The 22,929-nt window shown below is 58.5% G+C and carries 19 protein-coding genes, 1 tRNA gene and 2 rRNA genes; 15 read left to right on the plus strand and 7 right to left on the minus strand.

From position 1 onward, the window contains the following. The first annotated feature begins 76 nt into the window (after window positions 1-76). From PYR65_RS26610 to PYR65_RS26620, 3 genes are all read left to right on the plus strand, one after another. Window positions 77-2,962 (plus strand): 23S ribosomal RNA (locus tag PYR65_RS26610). Window positions 2,963-3,198: 236 nt separating this feature from the next. After that, window positions 3,199-3,313: ribosomal RNA gene (rrf, locus tag PYR65_RS26615) — 5S ribosomal RNA — on the plus strand. Window positions 3,314-3,558: 245 nt separating this feature from the next. After that, window positions 3,559-3,635, plus strand: a tRNA-Met gene (locus PYR65_RS26620). A 172-nt stretch (window positions 3,636-3,807) separates the two neighbouring features. On the opposite strand, the gene PYR65_RS26625 is transcribed toward PYR65_RS26620, so the two are convergent. After that, a complete protein-coding gene (locus tag PYR65_RS26625) occupies window positions 3,808-4,707 on the minus strand; it encodes a LysR family transcriptional regulator (protein ID WP_276122308.1) in 900 nt (299 codons plus the stop codon). Between the two features lie 119 nt (window positions 4,708-4,826). Here PYR65_RS26625 and PYR65_RS26630 point away from each other — a divergent pair, with 119 nt between their 5' ends. The 7 genes from PYR65_RS26630 to PYR65_RS26660 all read left to right on the plus strand — a co-directional run bounded on the left by PYR65_RS26630 (window position 4,827) and on the right by PYR65_RS26660 (window position 12,260). Next, on the plus strand, window positions 4,827-5,756 hold the full coding sequence (locus PYR65_RS26630) for a ring-cleaving dioxygenase (protein ID WP_276122310.1): 930 nt from the start codon (window positions 4,827-4,829) through the stop codon (window positions 5,754-5,756). Between the two features lie 106 nt (window positions 5,757-5,862). Then, entirely contained in the window at window positions 5,863-6,552 is a 690-nt protein-coding gene (locus tag PYR65_RS26635) for a hydrolase (protein ID WP_276122311.1), read from the plus strand. Between the two features lie 71 nt (window positions 6,553-6,623). Next, complete coding sequence (locus tag PYR65_RS26640) at window positions 6,624-6,914, plus strand: XapX domain-containing protein (protein WP_276122312.1); 291 nt, start codon at window positions 6,624-6,626, stop codon at window positions 6,912-6,914. Beyond that, window positions 6,914-8,896 carry an amidohydrolase gene (locus PYR65_RS26645; RefSeq protein ID WP_276122313.1) on the plus strand — a complete coding sequence of 661 codons (1,983 nt, stop codon included), beginning with the start codon at window positions 6,914-6,916 and terminating at the stop codon, window positions 8,894-8,896. The genes PYR65_RS26640 and PYR65_RS26645 overlap by 1 nt, the downstream gene beginning before the upstream one ends. A gap of 200 nt (window positions 8,897-9,096) precedes the next feature. Further along, complete coding sequence (locus tag PYR65_RS26650; RefSeq protein WP_276122314.1) at window positions 9,097-9,540, plus strand: DoxX family protein; 444 nt, start codon at window positions 9,097-9,099, stop codon at window positions 9,538-9,540. After that, on the plus strand, window positions 9,537-11,138 hold the full coding sequence (locus PYR65_RS26655; protein ID WP_276122315.1) for an MFS transporter: 1,602 nt from the start codon (window positions 9,537-9,539) through the stop codon (window positions 11,136-11,138). Before PYR65_RS26650 ends, PYR65_RS26655 begins: the two co-directional genes overlap by 4 nt. Before the next feature lie 285 nt (window positions 11,139-11,423). Further along, window positions 11,424-12,260: an alpha/beta fold hydrolase gene (locus tag PYR65_RS26660; RefSeq protein ID WP_328518525.1), complete on the plus strand. Its 837-nt coding sequence runs from the start codon at window positions 11,424-11,426 to the stop codon at window positions 12,258-12,260. A gap of 94 nt (window positions 12,261-12,354) precedes the next feature. Here the strand turns inward: PYR65_RS26660 and PYR65_RS26665 are convergent, their stop codons facing one another. Then, a complete protein-coding gene (locus PYR65_RS26665; RefSeq protein ID WP_276122317.1) occupies window positions 12,355-13,275 on the minus strand; it encodes a helix-turn-helix transcriptional regulator in 921 nt (306 codons plus the stop codon). Window positions 13,276-13,546: 271 nt separating this feature from the next. Between PYR65_RS26665 and PYR65_RS26670 the strand changes: the two genes are divergently transcribed. Beyond that, window positions 13,547-14,380: an AraC family transcriptional regulator gene (locus tag PYR65_RS26670; RefSeq protein WP_060637717.1), complete on the plus strand. Its 834-nt coding sequence runs from the start codon at window positions 13,547-13,549 to the stop codon at window positions 14,378-14,380. A 72-nt stretch (window positions 14,381-14,452) separates the two neighbouring features. Here the strand turns inward: PYR65_RS26670 and PYR65_RS26675 are convergent, their stop codons facing one another. The 5 genes from PYR65_RS26675 to PYR65_RS26695 form a co-directional block, all read right to left on the minus strand. Beyond that, window positions 14,453-15,184 carry an aspartate/glutamate racemase family protein gene (locus tag PYR65_RS26675; RefSeq protein ID WP_276122318.1) on the minus strand — a complete coding sequence of 244 codons (732 nt, stop codon included), beginning with the start codon at window positions 15,182-15,184 and terminating at the stop codon, window positions 14,453-14,455. A gap of 6 nt (window positions 15,185-15,190) precedes the next feature. Beyond that, entirely contained in the window at window positions 15,191-16,012 is an 822-nt protein-coding gene (locus PYR65_RS26680) for an ABC transporter permease (RefSeq protein WP_060637719.1), read from the minus strand. A gap of 1 nt (window position 16,013) precedes the next feature. Continuing rightward, window positions 16,014-16,883, minus strand: coding sequence for an ABC transporter permease (locus tag PYR65_RS26685; protein WP_276122336.1), 870 nt, complete (start codon window positions 16,881-16,883; stop codon window positions 16,014-16,016). Between the two features lie 210 nt (window positions 16,884-17,093). Next, the gene (locus PYR65_RS26690; protein WP_276122319.1) at window positions 17,094-18,383 is read right to left on the minus strand and encodes an ABC transporter substrate-binding protein; all 1,290 of its coding nucleotides are present in this window, start codon (window positions 18,381-18,383) and stop codon (window positions 17,094-17,096) included. Window positions 18,384-18,415: 32 nt separating this feature from the next. Next, window positions 18,416-19,504, minus strand: coding sequence for an ABC transporter ATP-binding protein (locus tag PYR65_RS26695; RefSeq protein WP_060637721.1), 1,089 nt, complete (start codon window positions 19,502-19,504; stop codon window positions 18,416-18,418). A gap of 267 nt (window positions 19,505-19,771) precedes the next feature. Here PYR65_RS26695 and PYR65_RS26700 point away from each other — a divergent pair, with 267 nt between their 5' ends. From PYR65_RS26700 to kaiB, 4 genes are all read left to right on the plus strand, one after another. After that, window positions 19,772-20,476 (plus strand): GntR family transcriptional regulator, encoded by a 705-nt coding sequence (locus PYR65_RS26700; RefSeq protein WP_060637722.1) that lies wholly within the window; start codon window positions 19,772-19,774, stop codon window positions 20,474-20,476. Window positions 20,477-20,659: 183 nt separating this feature from the next. Further along, window positions 20,660-20,848 carry a YlcI/YnfO family protein gene (locus PYR65_RS26705; RefSeq protein WP_060637723.1) on the plus strand — a complete coding sequence of 63 codons (189 nt, stop codon included), beginning with the start codon at window positions 20,660-20,662 and terminating at the stop codon, window positions 20,846-20,848. Between the two features lie 5 nt (window positions 20,849-20,853). Further along, a complete protein-coding gene (gene kaiC / locus PYR65_RS26710; RefSeq protein WP_276122320.1) occupies window positions 20,854-22,554 on the plus strand; it encodes a circadian clock protein KaiC in 1,701 nt (566 codons plus the stop codon). Continuing rightward, window positions 22,551-22,898 carry a circadian clock protein KaiB gene (gene kaiB / locus PYR65_RS26715; RefSeq protein ID WP_082546710.1) on the plus strand — a complete coding sequence of 116 codons (348 nt, stop codon included), beginning with the start codon at window positions 22,551-22,553 and terminating at the stop codon, window positions 22,896-22,898. Before kaiC ends, kaiB begins: the two co-directional genes overlap by 4 nt. The last annotated feature ends 31 nt before the right edge of the window (window positions 22,899-22,929 follow it).

Below are 22,929 nucleotides of genomic sequence, written 5' to 3' on the forward strand. Positions count from 1 at the left end.
CGAATAGTTTGAAAATTCTATTCGCTATTCGCTAGCACCTATTCGCTTCCTATTGATGAGCATTGGCAATGAGAACGATCAAGTGAAATAAGGGCAATTGGTGGATGCCTTGGCATGCACAGGCGATGAAGGACGTGATACGCTGCGATAAGCCGTGGGGAGCTGCGAATAAGCTTTGATCCATGGATTTCCGAATGGGGAAACCCACCTTAAATGCTTGGGAATCTGGCGCCGTTGGCGCCGCGAATAGCCAATAGTGATTAGCGAATAGTTTGAAAATTCTATTCGCTATTCGCTAACACCTATTCGCTGCGTCGCTTAGGCGACGCCAGGTTCCAAGCATTGTGATAAGGTATCTACACCTGAATACATAGGGTGTAAGAAGCGAACCCAGGGAACTGAAACATCTAAGTACCTGGAGGAAAGGACATCAACCGAGACTCCGCAAGTAGTGGCGAGCGAACGCGGACCAGGCCAGTGGCCTTGGGGAATAAAGTGGAACGGAATGGAAAGTCCGGCCGTAGCGGGTGATAGCCCCGTACATGTAGAACACCCAAGGTCCTTGAGTAAGGCGGGACACGTGAAATCCTGTTTGAAATTAGGGGGACCACCCTCTAAGCCTAAGTACTCGTGCATGACCGATAGCGAACAAGTACCGTGAGGGAAAGGTGAAAAGCACCCCGACAAGGGGAGTGAAATAGAACCTGAAACCGGTTGCCTACAAACAGTCGGAGCCCGCAAGGGTGACGGCGTACCTTTTGTATAATGGGTCAACGACTTAGTGTGACGAGCAAGCTTAAGCCGATAGGTGAAGGCGCAGCGAAAGCGAGTCTGAATAGGGCGTTCAGTTCGTCGCATTAGACCCGAAACCGAGTGATCTAGCCATGAGCAGGTTGAAGGTTGGGTAACACCAACTGGAGGACCGAACCCGCATCTGTTGCAATAGATTGGGATGACTTGTGGCTAGGGGTGAAAGGCCAATCAAACTCGGAAATAGCTGGTTCTCCGCGAAAACTATTTAGGTAGTGCGTCGACCGAATACCCTCGGGGGTAGAGCACTGGATGGGCTATGGGGACTCACCGTCTTACTGATCCTAACCAAACTCCGAATACCGAGGAGTACTAGTCGGCAGACACACGGCGGGTGCTAACGTCCGTCGTGAAGAGGGCAACAACCCTGACCTCCAGCTAAGGTCCCCAAGTCATGGCTAAGTGGGAAAGGATGTGAGGATCCCAAAACAACCAGGATGTTGGCTTAGAAGCAGCCATCATTTAAAGAAAGCGTAACAGCTCACTGGTCTAAATAAGGGTCTTTGCGCCGAAAATGTAACGGGGCTAAAGCCATGCACCGAAGCTGAGGATTGTAGCAATCTAACGATTGCCGCAGTGGTAGCGGAGCGTTCCGTAAGCCTGTGAAGGGATACCTGTGAGGGGTCCTGGAGGTATCGGAAGTGCGAATGTTGACATGAGTAACGATAAAGGGGGTGAGAGACCCCCTCGCCGAAAGACCAAGGGTTCCTGCTTAAAGTTAATCTGAGCAGGGTTAGCCGGCCCCTAAGATGAGGCAGAAATGCGTAGTCGATGGGAACCACGTTAATATTCGTGGGCCTGGTGGTAGTGACGGATTGCGTAACTTGTTTGCTCTTATTGGATTGAGCAGGCGGGGAAGCGGTTCCAGGAAATAGCTCCACCGTATAGACCGTACCCGAAACCGACACAGGTGGTCAGGTAGAGTATACCAAGGCGCTTGAGAGAACTATGCTGAAGGAACTCGGCAAATTGCACGCGTAACTTCGGAAGAAGCGTGACCTCTTCGTACGCAAGTATGGAGGGGTGGCACAGACCAGGGGGTAGCGACTGTTTATCAAAAACACAGGGCTCTGCGAAGTTGCAAAACGACGTATAGGGCCTGACGCCTGCCCGGTGCTGGAAGGTTAAAGGGAGAGGTGCAAGCTTTGAACTGAAGCCCCAGTAAACGGCGGCCGTAACTATAACGGTCCTAAGGTAGCGAAATTCCTTGTCGGGTAAGTTCCGACCTGCACGAATGGCGTAACGACTTCCCCGCTGTCTCCAGCATAGACTCAGTGAAATTGAATTCCCCGTGAAGATGCGGGGTTCCTGCGGTCAGACGGAAAGACCCCGTGCACCTTTACTATAGCTTTACACTGGCATTCGTGTCGGCATGTGTAGGATAGGTGGTAGGCTTTGAAGCGGGGACGCCAGTTCTCGTGGAGCCATCCTTGAAATACCACCCTTATCGTCATGGATGTCTAACCGCGGTCCGTTATCCGGATCCGGGACAGTGTATGGTGGGTAGTTTGACTGGGGCGGTCGCCTCCGAAAGAGTAACGGAGGCGCGCGATGGTGGGCTCAGAACGGTCGGAAATCGTTCGTCGAGTGCAATGGCATAAGCCCGCCTGACTGCGAGACTGACAAGTCGAGCAGAGACGAAAGTCGGTCATAGTGATCCGGTGGTCCCGTGTGGAAGGGCCATCGCTCAACGGATAAAAGGTACGCCGGGGATAACAGGCTGATGACCCCCAAGAGTCCATATCGACGGGGTTGTTTGGCACCTCGATGTCGGCTCATCGCATCCTGGGGCTGGAGCAGGTCCCAAGGGTTTGGCTGTTCGCCAATTAAAGCGGTACGTGAGCTGGGTTCAGAACGTCGTGAGACAGTTCGGTCCCTATCTGCCGTGGGTGTAGGAATATTGACAGGATCTGTCCCTAGTACGAGAGGACCGGGATGGACATATCTCTGGTGGACCTGTTGTGGCGCCAGCCGCATAGCAGGGTAGCTATATATGGAATGGATAACCGCTGAAGGCATCTAAGCGGGAAACCAACCTGAAAACGAGTATTCCCTTGAGAACCGTGGAAGACTACCACGTTGATAGGCCGGGTGTGGAAGTGCAGCAATGCATGAAGCTTACCGGTACTAATCGTTCGATTGGCTTGATTGTTCTCATTGCTACTGCTCATCTCGCCGCAAACGCATCGCGTTTGTCGGCTCATGAGCGAATGGCGAATAGGGAGTAGCGAATAGCGCTCCCAATCGCCGCCAAAAAACGTGTTCAAAACAGACCGGATAGACAAGCGAAACCCCTATTGGCTATTCGCTACTCCCTATTCGCTCATCAAATCCAGCTTCTCATTTTGGTTTGTCACCGTCGCCGGTGACATTCTTGCCCTTAGTTGACCTGGTGGTTATTGCGGGGTGGCTGCACCCGTTCCCATTCCGAACACGGCCGTGAAACGCCCCTGCGCCAATGGTACTCCGTCTTAAGACGCGGGAGAGTAGGTCGCTGCCAGGTCTATTAAAGGCAAGATAAAATACCAAATACACAATCTTCTCTTCTACCCCCGGCCCAGCCGAACAACAGGCCGCCCTCAAGCGGCCTTTTTGCTTCGGTAAAATGCAGGGAAAAGAATGCAGACACGAGAGGCGCATTTAACTTCGCTAAGTGCGCCGCGCAGGGCAAAAGCCCTTCGGACTTTCGCCAGCGCGATTTTGCTCACGCAAAACGCCGGCGACTTTGCTAACGCAAAACGCTGATAACGCGGGGTGGAGCAGCCCGGTAGCTCGTCAGGCTCATAACCTGAAGGCCGCAGGTTCAAATCCTGCCCCCGCAACCAAAGCAAAACAAAAAGCCCGCTCGGTAAAACCAGCGGGCTTTTTGGCGTTTAAGGCGCAGGTGAGTGCCTGATCGGGAGATCTGTCATCTGCCGATCAGGCGCCACGCGTCTGCCTGCTGCGGTCCTTATAGGATTGTGTCGTCTCCCTCCCCCAAATCAAAATCACAGACGATCACTCGATCGCGGTCATGAATGCCGGTGCCTGTTGTTCGAAAAATTTCGAGAACGACGCGATCCGGGGTGGCAAGGCTTGGTAGGGCGGATAGTACAGCGTTAGCCAGAGGTCTGGGGGCGACCAGCCGTTGAGGACGTGGATCAATCTTCCTGTGCGCAGATGTTCGGCGACGTGGAATTTTGGGAGCATCGCGACGCCTGTGCCATGTGCGGCCATGTTGGCGAGAACGCCGCCGCTATTGGCGCTGAAGGCTCTACCCGCCGAAATCGTGGCACTGCCGCTTCCATCCGACAAGGTCCAGGTCTCGCGCCGGCTTTCGCCGCTATAGGCTAGGCAATCGTCCGGTGTCAGCTCGTTCGGATGTTTCATGCTCGCAAACCGGCTCCCCGGCGCGGCGACGAGGATGCGGTGTACGATGCTGATCTTTCGCCAGATGGTGAACTTGTCCGAAGGTGCGGCCGAGATGCGGATCGCCAGATCGTAATCATCATCGATAATGTTCACCAGCCCATCCGCGAGCGAGATTTCGAAGCTGATCTTTGGGTAAAGCTCCGTGAAACCGGACAGGATCGGGGGCAGGATCTGCTGGCCGAACCAGGTCGGCGCACTGATCCGCAGCCGGCCGTGATCGGCCTTATGCGTGTTCATCACCTCTTTGCGCGCGTTTTCCAGCACCTCCATCGCCGGCTGAACCTGCGCGGCATAGATCGCTCCATCCGTCGTCAGGGAGACCTGGCGTGTGGTTCGAACGAAGAGCTGAACCCCGAGATCGTTTTCAAGGGCGGCAATGGCGCGCGTGACGGCAGCCGGCGTCATGTCCAGTTCGCGTGCCACTTGAGCAAAATTCCGCTTCTCGGCAGCCAGAAGAAACGTTCGCAGAGCCTTGTAGTCATTCATCGGATTGTTTCACTTTATGCAATGCATTGACAAGAATTATTACAATTCTGGCCATTGAGCAACTGACGTAAGTTCCAATCACGCAAGACGAATGACATCTGCACCGAAAGGAAAACGTCATGATCAAGGATATCAAGGGGCTGCATCACATCACGTCGATGGCATCCGGCGCGCGGGAGAATAACGCTTTCTTCACGGACACGCTTGGCCTGCGCCGTGTGAAGAAGACCGTCAATTTCGACGATCCCAATGTCTATCATCTCTATTACGGCGACGAGACCGGCACCCCCGGTAGCGTCATGACCTCTTTTCCGTTTCCGAATATGATGCGCGCACGCCCTGGCGTCGGCGAAGTCAGCGAAACGCAGTTTTCCGTTCCAAAGGGCGCCCTCTCCTTCTGGCAGGATCGCCTGACATCAAAGGGCGTAGGCAATGTCCGGAGTGGAACGGTGTTCGGCGCCGGCAGCCTCATGTTCCAGGGACCGGACGGCGAAGGTTTTGCCCTGATCGAAGCCGACGATGTCCGCCAAGGCTGGACTGGCTCCGGTATCCCCGGCAGTGCGGCTATCCGTGGATTTTCAGGCGCGAAGTTTAGCCTGCATGAGGCCGCTGCAACGGCCGAACTTCTCGGCTTCATGGGTTACGAGCGGGCTGAGACGGACGGGAATGTGACCCGCTTCATCATTCCCGGCGGCAATGGCGCCGATACGATCGATCTTCAGGCGCTGTCCGGGACGCCCCATGCCCGGCAGGGTGCCGGTTCGGTTCATCACATCGCTTTTGCGGTCGAAAATCGTGAAAAGCAACTCGAAGTCCGCAAGGCTTTGATGGATACGGGCTATCAGGTCACGCCGGTCATCGACCGCGATTATTTCTGGGCGATCTATTTTCGCACGCCCGGCGGCGTGCTGTTCGAGATTGCCACCAACGAGCCCGGTTTCGACCGCGACGAGGATACGGCGCATCTCGGCGAGGTTTTGAAGCTGCCGGCCCGGTACGAGCCGTACCGCGATCAAATCGAAGCCGGTCTGCAGCCACTGGCGGCCTAACATGACCGCCACGTCGCTTTCCGACAATTCAGCGTCCGAACATTCAAGACGAAATGTCTCCCCTGCCCCATGCGTAGATTCAATCCAGTCAAAAGGAAAATGTCAGATGTCTGATAAACTCCAGGTCCTCACCCCGCAGAACAGCCAGATCATCTTCATCGATCAGCAGCCGCAAATGGCCTTCGGTGTCCAGTCGATCGACCGCCAGGTCCTGAAGAACAATGTCGTCGGCCTTGCCAAGGCGGCCAAAATCTTCAACATTCCGACGACGATCACCACCGTCGAGACAGACAGTTTCTCGGGCAACACTTTCCCGGAACTGCTCGCCGTCGTTCCCGGCAATGACATTCTCGAGCGCACATCGATGAATTCCTGGGACGATCAGAACGTCCGCGATGCGCTTGCCAAGCATGCCGCCGATGGCCGCAAGAAGATCGTCGTCGCTGGTCTCTGGACCGAAGTTTGCAACACGACCTTTGCGCTCTCCTGCATGAACGACACCGACTACGAAATCTACATGGTTGCGGATGCATCCGGCGGCACGTCCGTCGATGCGCATAAATATGCGATGGACCGCATGGTGCAGGCGGGCGCCGTTCCCGTCACCTGGCAGCAGGTCCTGTTGGAATGGCAGCGCGACTGGGCCCGCAAGGAAACCTATGATGCGGTGACCTCCCTGGTGAAGGAACATTCCGGAGCCTATGGCATGGGGATCGACTATGCCGTGACGCATGTGCACGGTGGCACTGAGCGCGTCAGCCATGGCAAGCGGATCGGTCCAAACCCCGCGCAGTAAAGCCGTCACCCCTTCGGCAGGACGCCACCTGCCGAAGGGGATCCGCGTCCTCATAGCGAAGGTCATCCCTGATGAAACTCTATCTCCTGTCACTTGGCGCCGGTCTGCTGGTGGGTGTGGTCTACAGCCTGCTCAATGTCCGCTCGCCTGCCCCGCCTGTCGTCGCGCTCGTCGGTTTGCTTGGAATTCTCGTGGGCGAGCAGCTGGTGCCGTTGGTCAAAAGCATCTGGGCCCGCGAGCCTGCCGCCATGTCCTGGCTGCATCAGGTCAAGCCGCATATGTTCGGTCATCTCCCCAAAGGTGGGGTGACGATCGCTACGGCGGCTTCCCAGGGTGACGATCCGGTATCGGGGAAAGGCTGATGACGACGCGCCGCACATTCCTGGGCGCGGCATCAAGCCTCGCCTTTGCAAACCTGTTTTCACCGGCCAATGCCGCCGATCCTTTTCTGACCGGAGACGCTTCCATGCACGCCGATATTGTTCTTCATAATGGATTGATCACGACGCTTGATCGCGCCAATCCGAACGCCACCGCGATTGCCATCAAGGATGGATTGTTCATCGAGGTGGGTACGGACAGCGACGTCATGGCGCTGGCCGGGCCGGAGACGAAGATCGTCGATCTCAAGGGCAAGCGCGTGCTGCCGGGATTGATCGACAACCACACCCATGTCGTGCGCGGTGGCCTGAACTTCAACATGGAACTTCGCTGGGATGGCGTGCGCTCGCTTGCCGATGCGATGGATATGCTGCGGCGGCAGGTCGCCATCACACCTGCCCCGCAATGGGTGCGCGTGGTCGGCGGTTTCACCGAACACCAGTTTGCCGAAAAACGTCTGCCGACGATCGACGAGATCAATGCGATTGCGCCAGATACGCCTGTCTTTCTGCTGCATCTGTATGACCGCGCCCTGCTCAATGGTGCTGCCCTTCGCGCTGTCGGCTATACCAAGGACACGCCGAACCCGCCCGGCGGCGAGATCACCCGCGATGCCAATGGCAACCCAACGGGGCTGCTGCTCGCCAAGCCAAATGCCGGCATTCTGTATTCGACGCTGTCCAAGGGGCCGAAGCTGCCGTTCGAATATCAGGTCAATTCCACCCGCCATTTCATGCGGGAGCTGAACCGGCTCGGCATTACCGGCGTGATCGATGCGGGCGGCGGCTTTCAGAACTACCCGGATGATTACGCTGTCATCCAGAAGCTCTCGGACGAAGACCAGCTCACGGTGCGCCTTGCCTATAACCTGTTCACGCAGAAGCCGAAGGAGGAGAAGCAGGACTTTCTCAACTGGACGCAGTCGGTCAAATACAAGCAGGGCAACGATTATTTCCGCCATAATGGCGCTGGCGAAATGCTTGTCTTTTCCGCTGCGGATTTCGAAGACTTCCGTCAGCCGCGGCCCGAGATGGCGCCGGAAATGGAAGGCGAGCTTGAAGAGGTGGTTCGGGTTCTCGCTGAAAACCGCTGGCCGTGGCGCATGCATGCCACCTATGACGAGACCATCAGCCGGTCGCTTGACGTCTTCGAGAAGGTCAACAAGGACATCCCGCTTGAAGGTTTGAACTGGTTCTTCGACCATGCCGAGACGATTTCGGATCGCTCCATCGACCGGATTGCGGCTCTTGGCGGCGGGATCGCGACCCAGCACCGCATGGCCTATCAGGGCGAGTATTTTGTCGAGCGCTATGGCCATGGTGTCGCGGAAGCCACGCCACCGATCAAGCGGATGCTGGAAAAAGGCGTCAATGTCTCGGCCGGTACCGACGCGACCCGTGTGGCCTCCTATAATCCCTGGGTCTCGCTCTCCTGGATGGTCACGGGCAAGACGGTTGGGGGCATGCAGCTTTATCCCCGCGCGAACTGCCTCGACCGCGAGACCGCGCTGCGCATGTGGACGGAAAAGGTCACCTGGTTTTCCAATGAGGAAGGCAAGAAAGGCCGGATCGAAAAGGGCCAGTTCGCCGATCTGGTCGTGCCGGACAAGGACTTTTTCACCTGCGCCGAGGACGAGATTTCGTTTCTGTCCTCGCTGTTGACCATGGTCGGCGGCAAGATCGTCTATGGTGCTGAAGACTTCAAGGCGCTTGACGAAAACGACGTGCCGCCCGCCATGCCGGACTGGTCTCCCGTGCGCACGTTCGGTGGCTATGCGGCCTGGGGCGAGCCGCAAGGCGCGGGCTTGAATTCGTTGCGCCGCACCGCGATCTCGACCTGCGGCTGCACCAGTTCCTGCAACGTCCACGGCCACGACCATGCCGGAGCATGGACAGCGAAGCTGCCGATTGCAGATTTGAAGGGCTTCTTCGGGGCGCTGGGTTGCGCCTGCTGGGCCGTGTGACGGCGGGCAACTGCCGGCAAGGGTTGGGCCGCCGTCGCCGCTGGCCAGCCTTTCCGGACTGATGTCAAATTGTTCATTGCGAAAATCGCAATGAACTCGAAAGAATTGATGCAATTGTCGGCGATAATCTTTCCAGGCACTATCGCTCCATCAGCCGCAAACAAAGTGATGGCTTTCGCGACAGCATTACAGGAGCAGATATGATCGACCCTCTTTTGTCCATCCGCCGCCAGGGCTCGCTTCTAGCCCGTATACTCGCTGCACCGGCAACGCGGGTTGTCGCACTGCTTGCTCTGTGTGCAGCCTATATCCAGGGGCCGCTCACCAAGCTGTTTGATTTTCCAGGGGCGGTTGCCGAGATGGAGCATTTCGGCCTCCATCCGGCAACTCTCTTTGCCGCCGGTGTCATCGCATTCGAACTCACGGCCTCGGCAATGGTTATATCCGGCATCCTGCGCTGGCTGGGCGCGCTTTCTCTCGCCGTCTTCACGCTTCTGGCGACTTTCGTTGCGCTGCGGTTCTGGGAGATGCCCGCCGGCATGGAGCGCATGATGGCAACCAATGCCTTCTTTGAGCATCTTGGCCTGGCTGGTGCCTTCGTCCTGGTTGCCATCACCGACCTCACACAGGGAGCGCGCAAATGACCGCCATAAAATCGTCAGGCGGCAGTTTTGCGCCGCTTCGTCAGCCAGTATTTGCGGTCCTCTGGGCAGCGACGGTTCTGGGCAATACCGGTAGTTTCATGCGCGACGTCGCCAGTTCCTGGTTGATGACCGACCTTTCGGCAGCCCCTGCGGCCGTCGCGATGGTCCAGGCCGCCGGTACACTGCCGATTTTCCTGTTGGCAATCCCGGCAGGTGTGCTTTCGGACATCCTGGACCGTCGCAAATTTCTGATTGCAATCCAGCTTTTGCTTGCCAGCGTCAGCATCTCGCTGATGGCATTGTCACACTTCGGCATGCTGTCGGTCAGCGCGTTGATCGGGCTGACGTTTCTCGGCGGCATCGGAGCGGCGCTGATGGGGCCGACGTGGCAGGCGATCGTGCCGGAACTGGTGCCGCGCGAGGATGTGAAGGGTGCGGTTGCGCTCAACTCGCTCGGGATCAATATCGCGCGCTCCATCGGTCCGGCGGCTGGGGGCTTGCTGCTCGCCGCATTCGGCGCCGCCGTGACCTATGGTGCAGATGTTGCAAGCTATATTCTTGTCATTGCCGCCCTCGTCTGGTGGCCGCGCGCCAAAAACGCCGATGATGCACTGTCGGAAAACTTCTTCGGCGCATTCCGGGCTGGGCTTCGCTACACCCGCGCCAGCAAGCCTCTGCATGTCGTGCTGTTGCGGGCGGCGATCTTCTTTGCTTTTGCCAGTGCCGTCTGGGCGCTTTTGCCGCTGGTCGCCCGTCAGCTCCTGGGCGGTGATGCAGGCTTCTACGGTCTCCTTCTCGGCTCGGTCGGTGCAGGCGCCATCGGCGGCGCGCTGGTGATGCCGCGTTTGCGCCAGCGCCTTGATGCCGACGGTCTTCTTCTCGGTGCGGCTGTCGTCACGGCTCTGGTCATGGCTGTGCTTTCGCTCGCTCCGCCGCAATGGGTGGCGATCGCCGTCCTTCTTTTCCTCGGGGCTGCATGGATCACCGCCCTTACCACGCTGAATGGTGCGGCACAGGCCGTCCTGCCAAACTGGGTGCGCGGCCGTGGACTGGCCGTCTATCTCACGGTCTTCAACGGCGCGATGACGGCTGGCAGCCTTGGATGGGGTGCGGTCGCGGAAGCGGCGGGTGTTCCCGGCACGCTTCTGATCGGGGCCGTCGGGCTCCTCATCGCCGGTCTTGTCATGCACCGGATCAAGCTTCCGTCCGGTGAGGCCGACCTGGTCGCGTCCAATCATTGGCCGGAACCGCTCGTGGCCGAGCCGGTCGCCCATGACCGCGGCCCCGTGCTTATCCTGATCGACTATCACGTCGAAAAGCTCAACCGTACCAAGTTCCTGCACGCGCTTAACGACATGTCCTCGGAGCGCCGCCGGGACGGGGCCTATGGCTGGGGCGTGACGGAGGATTCGGCCGATCCGGAAAAGATCACAGAATGGTTCATGGTCGAATCCTGGGCCGAGCATCTGCGCCAGCATAAACGTGTCTCGCATGCGGATGCCGACCTGCAGAGCAAGGTTCTGGCTTTTCACACCGGCCCGGAAAAACCGCTCGTTCGGCATCTGCTGACGATCAACAAGCCGGGCAGAGCGACCTGATACGAGACATCAAACGCTATCCGCAATTGTGATGAGGGCAGTTGAGCCATGAGATTTATTGCAATTGTAGGGGATAGCGTGCTGGTTCATTCCCTTCCTCATGAACCGGCACGAGACAAAACAACCGCATCCAACCTGGCAGGAGCCGCTATGACTGACCGTCTTTTTCCGCTCACCCGGCGTGATACACTTCGTGCCGGCGCTGTCCTTGCGGCAGGCATCACGCTGCCGTTCCACTCAACCTTCGCTGCAACCGCCACACAGGCACAAACAGGAGAGAACACCATGGGCTTTGTTAAAACCACAGACGGCACGGAGATCTTCTATAAGGACTGGGGTCCAAAGGACGCGCAGCCGATTGTTTTTCATCATGGCTGGCCGCTCTCGGCCGACGACTGGGATGCGCAGATGCTGTTTTTCCTGGCACAGGGCTATCGTGTCGTCGCCCATGACCGTCGTGGTCACGGACGTTCAGCGCAGGTTTCAGGCGGTCACGATATGGACCACTACGCCGCCGACGCCTTTGCCGTCGTTGAAGCACTCGACCTGAAGAACGCGGTTCATATCGGGCATTCAACGGGTGGCGGTGAAGTGGCCCGCTACGTTGCCAAGCATGGCGAACCGTCTGGCCGTGTCGCCAAGGCTGTGCTTGTTTCCGCCGTGCCGCCCTTGATGCTGAAGACCGATGCCAATCCTGAAGGCCTTCCGTTGGAGGTCTTTGACGGTTTCCGGTCCGCATTGGCCGCCAACCGGGCGCAATTCTTCCGTGATGTGCCTACCGGGCCGTTCTATGGCTTCAACCGTGAAGGCGCTGTGGTGCATGAGGGGGTCATTCAAAATTGGTGGCGTCAGGGCATGATGGGTGCCGCAAACGCCCATTATGACGGCATCAAGGCCTTTTCGGAAACAGACCAGACCGAAGACCTGAAGGCCATCAGCGTGCCGACACTGGTTTTGCATGGGGAAGACGACCAGATCGTGCCGATTGCAGACGCCGCGCATAAATCCATCAAGCTGTTGAAGAACGGCACGATCAAGACCTATCCGGGCTTTTCGCATGGCATGCTCACCATCAATGCTGACGTGCTGAACGCCGATCTCCTCGCTTTCATCAAGGCGTAAAGGAACAAGCAGGATGGCGCCGAAGGCGATGTGCCTTTGGCGTCAGCCAATCACCAGACTACCGCAGCGTTGCGGGAGAAAGCTTTCCCTGATGTCAGTGCCGGTTGCGCGAACGCCATTCCTGCGGCGCCATACCTGCCACTTTCTCGAAGATTTCGACAAAGATATCTTCATCGGAGAAACCGCAGATTTCGGCGATTTTGGCGATGGGTTCACCGCTTTTGCTGAGAAAGGATTTGGCCATGTCCACGCGGCATTCCGAAATCCATTCGAGCACCGGCTGTCCGGTTGCCGCCAGGAAGCCGGAACAGAGGTCGTCCGCATGAAACCCGCTCGCACCGGCAATCTGATGGATCGTCATCGGTCTGGAGAGGTTGGCGGTTATATATGTCTTGATGCGTTTTTCCTGCATGGACGTCAGCCGGCCGGACGGCGCAAGGCTCTGGGCTGGAGACCGTCCGTAGCGGTGCGCAAGATGGGCATTGAATGCCAGCCCGACATGCGGAAGCAGCATGTCCCTCACCTCGTCCGGCATGTCGAACATCGGCATCAGGGCCGCCCCGATGTTGCGGATGACCTGATCGTCAATGCCGCGGCAGATTTCAAGATTGTCGATCTGCGGCTCGCCCGCCTCCTCTGTCAGCTCGGCGAGATGAGCACTGGGAATATGAAAGGCGAGCGCTTCGAAACGTCCCTGCACCGAAATTGCAGAGCCGTTTTTCAGGCTGATCAGGCAGATCGAGCCCTTGGCATATGTCTTCACGGGTGCCGGCGGCCGATCCGACCAGATGTCGCAGTGATCCACGTCGATCAAATACAGCATCACCAGAAATGCATCATCGGGGGGCAACAGGACCGGAGCGTCGCCGTCTTCGTAAAAGCGATCGAGATGCACGACGGAGAGATGCGCGTCGCGAAGCGGCCGGATCACCAATGTCCTTGCTGTTGGGATGCCGAAACCTGCCGCAATTCCGTCGCCAGCCGCCAATGCTTCACTCACATCTGTCTCGATCATCTCACCTGCGAATCCGGGTCTGCGCCCCGGATGTCCGCCATTGGACCGTATCTATCCTTCATTCCAACGTCTATCTTGTAGAAAAGCATCTTTGGAGAGAAAATTCGACGATCAGGAAAAAACCGCGTAGAACCGGAAGGCAGCGGCAGTACCCTGATTCAGAACCCAGTATTTTCGCGAGGAAGGTAATCCTTTGGCCCAAGTCTCCGACCGTACGATCGGAACCGCTCCTGCAAAAGCAACCGATGGGTTCGGCTGCCCGTTGACGCAATTGTCGGTCAATCAATCGCTGACAGGGTCCGACATCGCGATTTTCCGCAAGGCCACGAGCGGTGCCCGGCTCGATCAGGTCAAGACAGCGGCCAGTGATCGGGGCTTTGTGCTCGGAGTCTCCCTGGCCGCAGGCCATACCCGCCGCATCTTCCACCCGCATCAGGTCACGACCCACGAATTCGCCGAGAATACGATCTATATTCGCGATCTCGCTGAAAACTACAAAGCGGATCTGAGCACGCCCTTTGATTTCCTCCTTTTCCAGATTTCGCAGGCGTCGCTCACCAGGTTTGCCGATGACGCCGAACTGAGCGGAATAACGTCGCTTTCGGTGGAAACCGCATCCAAGGACATCGTGCTTTCCAATCTTGCGCGCGCGCTGATGCCGGCGCTTGAACGGCCGCAAGAAGCCAGTGCGCTGTTCGTCGAGCAGATGACCACTGCGATCGGGACCTATCTGGTTCAACGGTATGGCGGGCAGGGAAAAGCGGCGCCGGTGCGGATCAGAACCCTCTCGCGGGTCCATGAGGATCTGGCAAAGAGCATCCTGCTTGAGAATCTGGAGGGTGACATCTCGATTGCGCAGGTTGCGGAGGCCTGCAATCTGTCACGCGGTTATTTCATCCGCGCCTTCCGGGAAACGACCGGGATGACACCGTATCAGTGGCTTTTGAGCGAACGGATCAACCGGGCCCGCGGGCTGCTGCGAACGTCCAATGCACCGCTCGCCGAGGTGGCCATTGCCTGCGGCTTTGCCGACCAAAGCCATTTTACCCGGGTATTCTCCACGATCGCCGGCGTGACGCCGGGGAATTGGCGCAGGAATTCCTGATCGGAAGACGCCATGTCTACGCGTGTCTCGCGCGCAAAATCACAATGTGGAACTCGGGACGCCGCAGGCGCCCTATCTGCCGCCAGGTGAAAACTCCGCCATCGCGCCTGAATATGTCTTGGCAAACGGCGTGACGTAGGAGCCCCGCTTGCTGGTGGTCAGGCGCTGGGCGACCAGTGCTTCCGCCTGCTTGACGGCTGCAGACACGCCGTCGATGACGGGCACGCCGTATTCCTGTTGCAGCGCAAAGGCCAGATCGGCCATGCCGGCGCAACCGAGAACGATCGCCTCGGCGCTATCCTCGGCAAGCGCGAGTTCGATCTGCCGCCGCAGCTTGCCAAGTGCCCCGGAGGCGACGTCTTCCAGTTCGAGCACGGGAATGTCGGCCGCCCTCACCCGCGCCCGCCCGCCAAAGCCGTAATGGCGCGTCAGGTTTTCCAGGAGGATGCGCGAGCGTTCCAGCGTCGTCACGACGGTGAAGCGCTGCGCCAGGAAACTCGCCGTCACCAGCGCGGATTCGCACAAGCCAAGCACGGGAAATTTGGCCAGCGCGCGGGCAGCGTCAAGCCCCGTATCATCAAAGCAGGCTATGACGGCGGCATCGATGCCTTCGGCGGCTGCGATCTCCGAGAGCAAACCTGGCAGCGCCAGCGCGCCGTCATAATGGCCTTCGATGGAAGCGGGGCCCATCCTTGCAGTCGCGGTGACGATTTCGGTGCCAGGGTTTGCAACCGCGCGGGCAGCCTCTGCCGCCTTGTCCGTCATGGATCGGGTGGTGTTGGGATTGACGATAAGGATGCGCATGCGGGATCAGATCACTTTCGCCTGACGGCGGCGCAGGCCCAGAATGATCGCGAGCGCCAAGAGGATGATGGAGAAGGAGAACAGCGTGGTGACGGTACCGAGCGCATAGAGCACCGGCGTGGTGACATTGGTCGTCATGCCGTAGATTTCCAGCGGCAAGGTGTTGTAGGTGCCCGACGTCATCAGCGTGCGGGCAAATTCGTCATAGGAGAGCGTGAAGCCGAACAGGCCGACGCCGATCAGGCTCGGTGCAATCATCGGCAGAACGACATGCGCAAAGGTCTGCCAGGACGACGCGCCGAGATCGCGCGCGGCTTCCTCATAAGCCGGCGAAAACCGGTTGAAAACGGCGAACATGATCAGCACCCCGAACGGCAGCGTCCAGGTGAGATGCGCTCCGAATGCCGAGGAATACCAGGCGGGCTTCAGGCCGAACTGCTGGAAGACGACGCCGATGCCGAGCGAGATGATGATCGACGGGACGACGAGGCTGGCAACCGTGAGATAAAACAGCACGGTCGATCCCCGGAACTTGCGCCGAAAGGCAAGACCGGCCAGCAGCGATACCGCGACATTGACGATCATCACCATCAGCCCGAGCGTGAACGAACGTTTGAACGAGGCGCCGAAGTCGCCGACCGCCTGCTGTTCGAACAGGTTGAAGAACCAGTGCACGGAAACGCCGTTAAGCGGAAATGTCAGGCCTCCATCCGGGCCCTGGAACGACAGGATGAATACGGCCGATAGCGGTCCGTAGAGGAACAGCACAAACAGCGTAAAGAAGGCGGCCAGCACGTAGAATTCAAGGGTGCGTTTCTCGTGGCTCATCTTAAAGCTCCTTGCGGATATCGACGACGCGCAGGATGGCGGCGACCATCAGGAGTACGACGATCAGAAGCACGACGGCATTGGCGGCGGCCGCTGGATATTGCAGCAGAGACATCTGGTTCTTCATCATCAGCGCCACCGACGCGCTCTGCCCGCCGGACATGACTTGCACTGTGGAGAAATCCGCCATAACGAGCGTCACCACGAAGATCGAGCCGATGGCGATGCCCGGTTTTGCCAGCGGGATGATGACGTTCCAGAGGATCTGCCAGCCATTGGCGCCGGCATCGCGGGCTGCTTCGATCAGCGAGCGATCGATGCGCATCAGCGTATTGAAGATCGGCGTCACCATGAACAGCGTGTTCAGATGCACCATGGCCAGTATCACGGCGAAATCGGAATAGAGCAGCCACTCGATCGGGCTCGGGATGATGCCCATTTCGATCAGGGTTGTATTGACCAGACCATTGCGGCCAAGCACCGGGATCCAGGAGATCATCCGGATGATGTTCGATGTCAGGAACGGCACGGTGCAGATCAGGAACAGCACCATCTGCATGGTCGTCGTGCGGATGTGGAAGGCGAGGAAATAGGCAACCCAGAAACCGATCAGCAGCGTTAGCCCCCAGACCAGCACCGTATATTTCAGCGTGTTCAGATAGGTCTTCCAGGTGACCCAGGAGCCGAGCGTGTCGGTATAGTTCATGGTCAGGAAATCGGGATAGAGCCCGGCAAAGTCATAGTCCCAGAAACTGACGACGGCGATCATCAGGATCGGCAGCAGGAAGAAGAAGCCGAGGATCAACGCCAAGGGCACCGCCTGCAGGTAGGAGGCGAGTGTGGCCGCAGCCCTGCCAATACGCTCAGACAGCCCCGGCTTCCCGCCCGCTTCGATCTGCGTCTCGTCCTGCGTGATGACTGCTGTCACGTGTCGGGTCTCCGGTTGTTTCTTTACCTCCCCCTTGAGGGGGGAGGTCGCAGCAAAGCTGCGGGTGGGGGTGATCCCTTGTTTGGCGCAATACGATCACCCCACCCCGGCACTGCGTGCCGACCCTCCCCCTCAAGGGGAGGGTAGAGATCATCAAGCAGCGATGAACTCGTTCCAGCGCCGTACCATGTAGCGGTCCTCGTCCATGACCGAGTTCCAGCAGGCGACCTTGCCCATGCGTTCTTCGAACGAACCGCCATCGCGGATGGCGCCGGCTTTTTCCATGATCTTGCCTTCCGGAGACATGATGTCGCCGGTCGCGGCCTTGCCTTCGATCCAGTAACCCCATTCGTCGGCGGTCATGAATTCCTTGGCGGTGTCCATGGCGGCGGAATAGTAGCCCTGGCGGTTGAGATAACCGCCGACCCAGCCGGACGTGTACCAGTTGATATACTCATAGGCCGCGTCGAGCTGCGCACCTTCCAGATGCGCGGCAAGGCCGAGACCGCCGCCCCATGAGCGATAGCCTTCCTTGAGCGGCTGATATTTGCAGGCGATCCCCTTGGAGCGGACGGCGGCAACGGCCGGCGACCACATTGACTGGATGACCACCTCGCCGGACGCCATCAGGTTGACGCTCTCGTCGAACGACTTCCAGAAGGCGCGGAACTGGCCGTCCTGCTTGGCCTTGATCAGGAAGTCGATCGTCGCGTCGATCTCTTCCTTGGTCATGTTGCCCTTGTCGGCATATTTGATATTGCCGAGTGCTTCCATGATCATCGCCGCATCCATGATGCCGATCGACGGGATGTTGAGGATCGAGGTCTTGCCCTTGAAGGCCGGGTCCATGATATCGGCCCAAGACGTGATGTCGCGGCCGACGAGATCCGGGCGGATGCCCAGCGTATCGGCGTTATAGATGGTCGGAACCATGGTAAAGAGTTCGGTTTCGCCCTTGGCGAATGTCTTGTCGCCGGCTTTTTCGACATAGCCGACCGTATGCGGCGCGGTGCCCTGGGCGATGACGCTGTCGGGCTTGAGCTTGCCGGTTTTGAACAGTGGCACGATCTTGTCGTAATATTTCAGCTTCTTGACATCCATCGGCTGGATGACGCCGGCCGGGAAGACCTTCTTGAGGATCCAGTATTCGATATCGGCAATATCGTAGCTGTCCGGCTGGGTAACGGCGCGCTGGGCGGCAGCGTCGCTGTCCGTCGCCGTCATCTCGAGCGTGATGCCGAGATCGGCCTTGCACTTTTCTGCGATGGCATTGATGTTGGAGACGCCGGTGCCGAACTGGCGCAGCGTGATCGGGTTCTGCGCCCAGATGGTCGGGAAACCGGTGATGAGGCCGGAGCCGATCATGGCGCCGGTCGCGGCGGCACCGGTTTTCAGCAGGCCGCGCCTTGAAATTCCCTTAGATGTCTTGGTTTCATTGGTCATGTCAGTTCCCTCTTTTTTGATTGTGTGACTGATCAGGCGGCGATGCGGCCCAAAAGAACGGCATCTTCGAGGCCCCAGCTGAGCGGCACCGCATCGCCGACCGATACGGGTTTCTCGAAATAATCGGCATCGGTCGTGATCACGGTGAAATCGTCGCTGCCGGCCCCAGTGACGGTGATTTTCACCGAGGCGCCGCGGTATTCGACATTGGAGACCACGCCGTTGAAGCCGAGTGTCTTCTCCGATGGCGCGGCCAGCCGGACGCGGTCGGTGCGCACGCCGATATCGATCGGAGCGCCCGGCTCCTGATCGGGACCGGCCACGGTGAATGTCTGGCCCTCCGCCACTTCCAGCGTCACCCTGCCCTCGCCGCTGCCGATGACGCGGCCGGTCAGAACGTTGTGATCGCCCATGAACCGGGCAACGAAAGCCGTCGCCGGGCGCTCGAAGACGTCGCGCGGATGCGCTGCCTGCTCGATGCGGCCGTCATTCATGATGACGATGATATCGGCCAGCGCCATGGCCTCTTCCTGGCTGTGGGTCACATGCACGAAGGTGATGCCGAGGCTTTTCTGCAGCTTCTTCAGTTCGGCGCGCATGCGGATCTTCAAAAACGGATCGAGCGCCGACAGCGGCTCGTCGAGGAGAAGCGCTTCCGGATCGGTGATCAGAGCGCGGGCCAGCGCCACGCGCTGCTGCTGGCCTCCGGAAAGCTGGGCCGGGCGCCGATTGGCATAGGGCTCCATCTGCATCAGTTTCAGCATATCGAGCGCCTTGGCGCGGCGTTCCTGCTTATCAACGCCCTTCATCTTCAGGCTGAAGGCGACATTGTCGATGAGATCGAGATGGGGAAACAGCGCATAGGACTGAAACATCATCGCCGTGCCGCGCTTGGCCGGCGGAAAGTCGGTGACCACAACATTGCCGAGCCGGATATCGCCCGACGAAATGCTTTCGTGACCGGCAATCATCCTCAGCGTCGAGGTCTTGCCGCAGCCGGAAGGGCCGAGGAAACAGCAATAGCTGCCGGAAGGTATTTTCAGGCTGATGGCATGGACGGCGGTCGTGCTGCCATAAACCTTGGAAACGGATACGATATCGATTTCAGCCGCTTTGGACATCATGTCTCCCCTGTGACGGGAAGAGCAATGCATCAAGCGTGCCAGACTCCATCGCCGCAGACAAATATCTGACAAGATTGGGAAAAATTGATAACGGTGAAATCGCTTGAAATTTGGACAATTTCAGTTTTGCTTAAAATATAGACATTCGTCTGCAATGTGCTCATCAAATCGTATACAATTTGGCCATATGAGTGCCGACAAATTCGGGTTAACTTTGCTGGGGGAAAACGCTAGTATAGAGCAAGCAACCCGGAATGAGATGCAATGAAAACCGCAGCAGCGCCCGCCGAAGACCAGATCGACGTCAGCACCGATTATATCCGGGATTCCATTCGTGATGCGATCGTCGATCGCCGGCTTGCCCCCGGCACCAAGCTGTCGGAGGCCGATGTCGGCGCGCTGTTCAATGTCAGCCGCACGCTGGTGCGCGGCGCTCTGCAGGCTCTGTCCTATGAAGGCCTCGTCAATGTCGAAAAGAACCGCGGCGCCTTCGTTGCCTATCCCTCGCCGGAGGAGGCCCGCCAGATCTTCGCCACCCGCCGGATGATCGAGCCGGGCATTTTGCGCGAGGCCGCCAAGCATATGGGGCCGTCGCATTTCCAGCATTTGCGGCAGGTGCTTTTGGAAGAGGGCCGCCTGATGAACGAGCGCGGCCAGACGGCACGGCGCGCTGAGATCAAGGCGTCGGGCGATTTCCATCTGATGCTGGCATCGATGACCGGCAATGCCGTCATGCAGCGCTTTATGGATGAGCTCGTCGCCCGCTCCTCGCTGGTCATCGCCCTTTATGGTCAATCGGCCATTTCAAGCTGCGGCCACCAGGAACATCAGGACATCGTCACCGCCATCGAACGCGGCGATCTCGACAGCGCCTGCCATCAGATGATCCATCATATCGACCATATCGAAGCCGATCTCGACATGCGGGAAAACAAGGGACACAACCTGCGCGAAGCATTCCGGCTATAGGCCGCTGGTCCCTGTAAAGAGTGCATCTTTCATTATCCTCAATGTCTGCAGCAAGCCGGCCGGGAGCGATCACGGTGCTGCCTCCGGCCCGCGTTGTTCAAGGCTTTAAAATTACGATAGGCCGTATTGCAAATGGCATTGCCTGCTCCATGTACCCCCTCAAGACCAACCGGAGCAGCGCCTATGAAAATCCCCATCACAGTGCGTATCGATCCGGATCTCTTGGATGCCGTTCGCGATTGTGCGGTTCGAGAAAATCGCAATCTGACCAATTTTATCGAGACAGCGCTTCGAGACCGCATCGGAGCCAATATTGCGCTTGCGCCCCATACCCGGCCCAAGACGATGGCCGGATCGACGGAAGGACGATAAACAGCATGACATCCATCTCTCCCTCCCTCGTGGCAGGAACGGCGCTTCCGAAAGCCGCAACCGGGATCCTAGGCTTCGACGACGTTACGCTGGGCGGTCTTCCCGCCCAACGGCCGACCCTCGTCTGCGGCGGGCCGGGCTGTGGCAAGACCCTGTTTGCCATGACGGTTCTCGTCAATGGCGCGACGATGTTTGACGAGCCGGGCGTGTTCATGAGCTTCGAGGAAGCCAGCGAGGATCTGGCCTTGAATGTCCAGTCGCTGGGCTATGATCTGCAGAGCCTGATGGATGCCAAGAAGATCGTGATGGACTATGTCCGGGTGGAGAAGAGCGAGATAGAGCAGTCGGGAGATTATGATCTCGACGGATTGTTCATCCGGCTCGATCACGCGATCAAGAGCATCGGCGCCAAGCGGGTCGTTCTGGACACGCTTGAGGTCCTGTTTGCCGGTCTTGGCAATACGGATATTCTTCGCGCTGAACTGAGGCGCCTGTTTGCCTGGCTGAAGGAACAGGGCGTCACTGCGATCATCACGGCGGAGCGGGGCGAAGGGTCCCTCACCCGTTACGGGCTGGAGGAATATATTTCTGACTGTGTGATCCTGCTCGACAATCGCGTCGAGCATCAGATCACCACGCGTCGCATCCGCATCGTCAAATATCGCGGCTCTGCGCATGGCACCAACGAGTATCCGTTTCTCATCGACGATCAGGGCATCTCCGTTTTGCCGATCACCTCGGCCGGGCTTGCCCATTCGACCAATAACGACGCGGTATCGACCGGGATCCCCGGCCTTGATGGCATGTTGGGCGTCGGTGGATTTTATCGCGGCTCCAGCGTCCTCATCTCGGGGACGGCAGGGACCGGAAAAACCAGCATCGCCAGCAGCTTCGTCGATGCTGCCTGCCGGCGCGGTGAAAAGTGTCTGTATTTTGCCTTTGAAGAATCGCCAGCGCAGATCGTCCGCAACATGCGATCGATCGGCATCGATCTTGAGCCATGGGTCGATGCCGGCCTGTTGAAGTTCGAGGCCGCACGCCCGAGCCTGTTCGGGCTTGAGATGCACCTGGCCCGCATGCACCGCGAAATCGAACGGTTCAAACCGGACGCCGTTGTGCTCGATCCGATCTCGTCGTTGCGCGGGGAACAGGGCGAAGTCCACTCGGCCTTGCTCCGCGTCATCGACCTTCTCAAAAGCAACGGGACGACCGCAATTTTGACCAATCTCGTCTCCGGCCAACAGGTGACCGACGCCACGGATATCGGCATGTCGTCGCTGATGGATACGTGGCTTTCGCTTGTACATGTCGAATCGAACGGCGAGCGCAACCGGGGTCTCTACGTTTTGAAATCCCGTGGTATGAGCCACTCCAACCAAATCCGCGAATATGTTCTGGGCACCCGTGGTATCCATCTCATCAATGCCTATGTCGGCGCCGGCGGGGTGCTGACGGGGTCTTCGCGCTTGGCACAGGAAGCGGCGGACGCGGTGGAAGAAACGCGCCGGGAACAGGAGAACACGCGGCGCCGGCGTGATATCGAGCGGCGGCGCGAAACGATCGAGCGCCAGATCGCCGACCTTAGATCTGCACTCGAGGCGGAGGAGGAGGAGGTCAACCGGGTACTCGAACAGGATGCCGCGCGCGAGACGTCCTTTGCCAAGAACAGGGACGCGATGGCCGCGCGCCGGGGAGCTGCGGAATGAGCGGGTTGGATGATGAAGAACAGGGCCTGAATGACGGTTTGGGAGTAGGCGGCGAGGCCGTTGACGACGGTCATTACAATTTGCGCCTTTACGTGGCTGGCAATACGCCCAAGTCCGCTGCGGCTTTGGCCAATCTTAAGCAGATTTGCGAGGAACATCTTGCCGGACGGTACCGGATCGAGGTCATCGACCTCCTGGAAAACCCGCAGCTTGCTGCCGGTGACCAAATCCTGGCGGTCCCTACCCTCGTGCGGCGTCTGCCGCCACCATTGAAACGCATCATCGGTAATCTTTCAGACTCCGAGCGCGTTCTCGTCGGCCTCGACCTGCAGCCGTTGACGTGAGCGGCATGGATGAAACCCCGAGGCGGACATA

Source organism: Pararhizobium qamdonense, assembly GCF_029277445.1.
Classification (GTDB): domain Bacteria; phylum Pseudomonadota; class Alphaproteobacteria; order Rhizobiales; family Rhizobiaceae; genus Pararhizobium; species Pararhizobium qamdonense.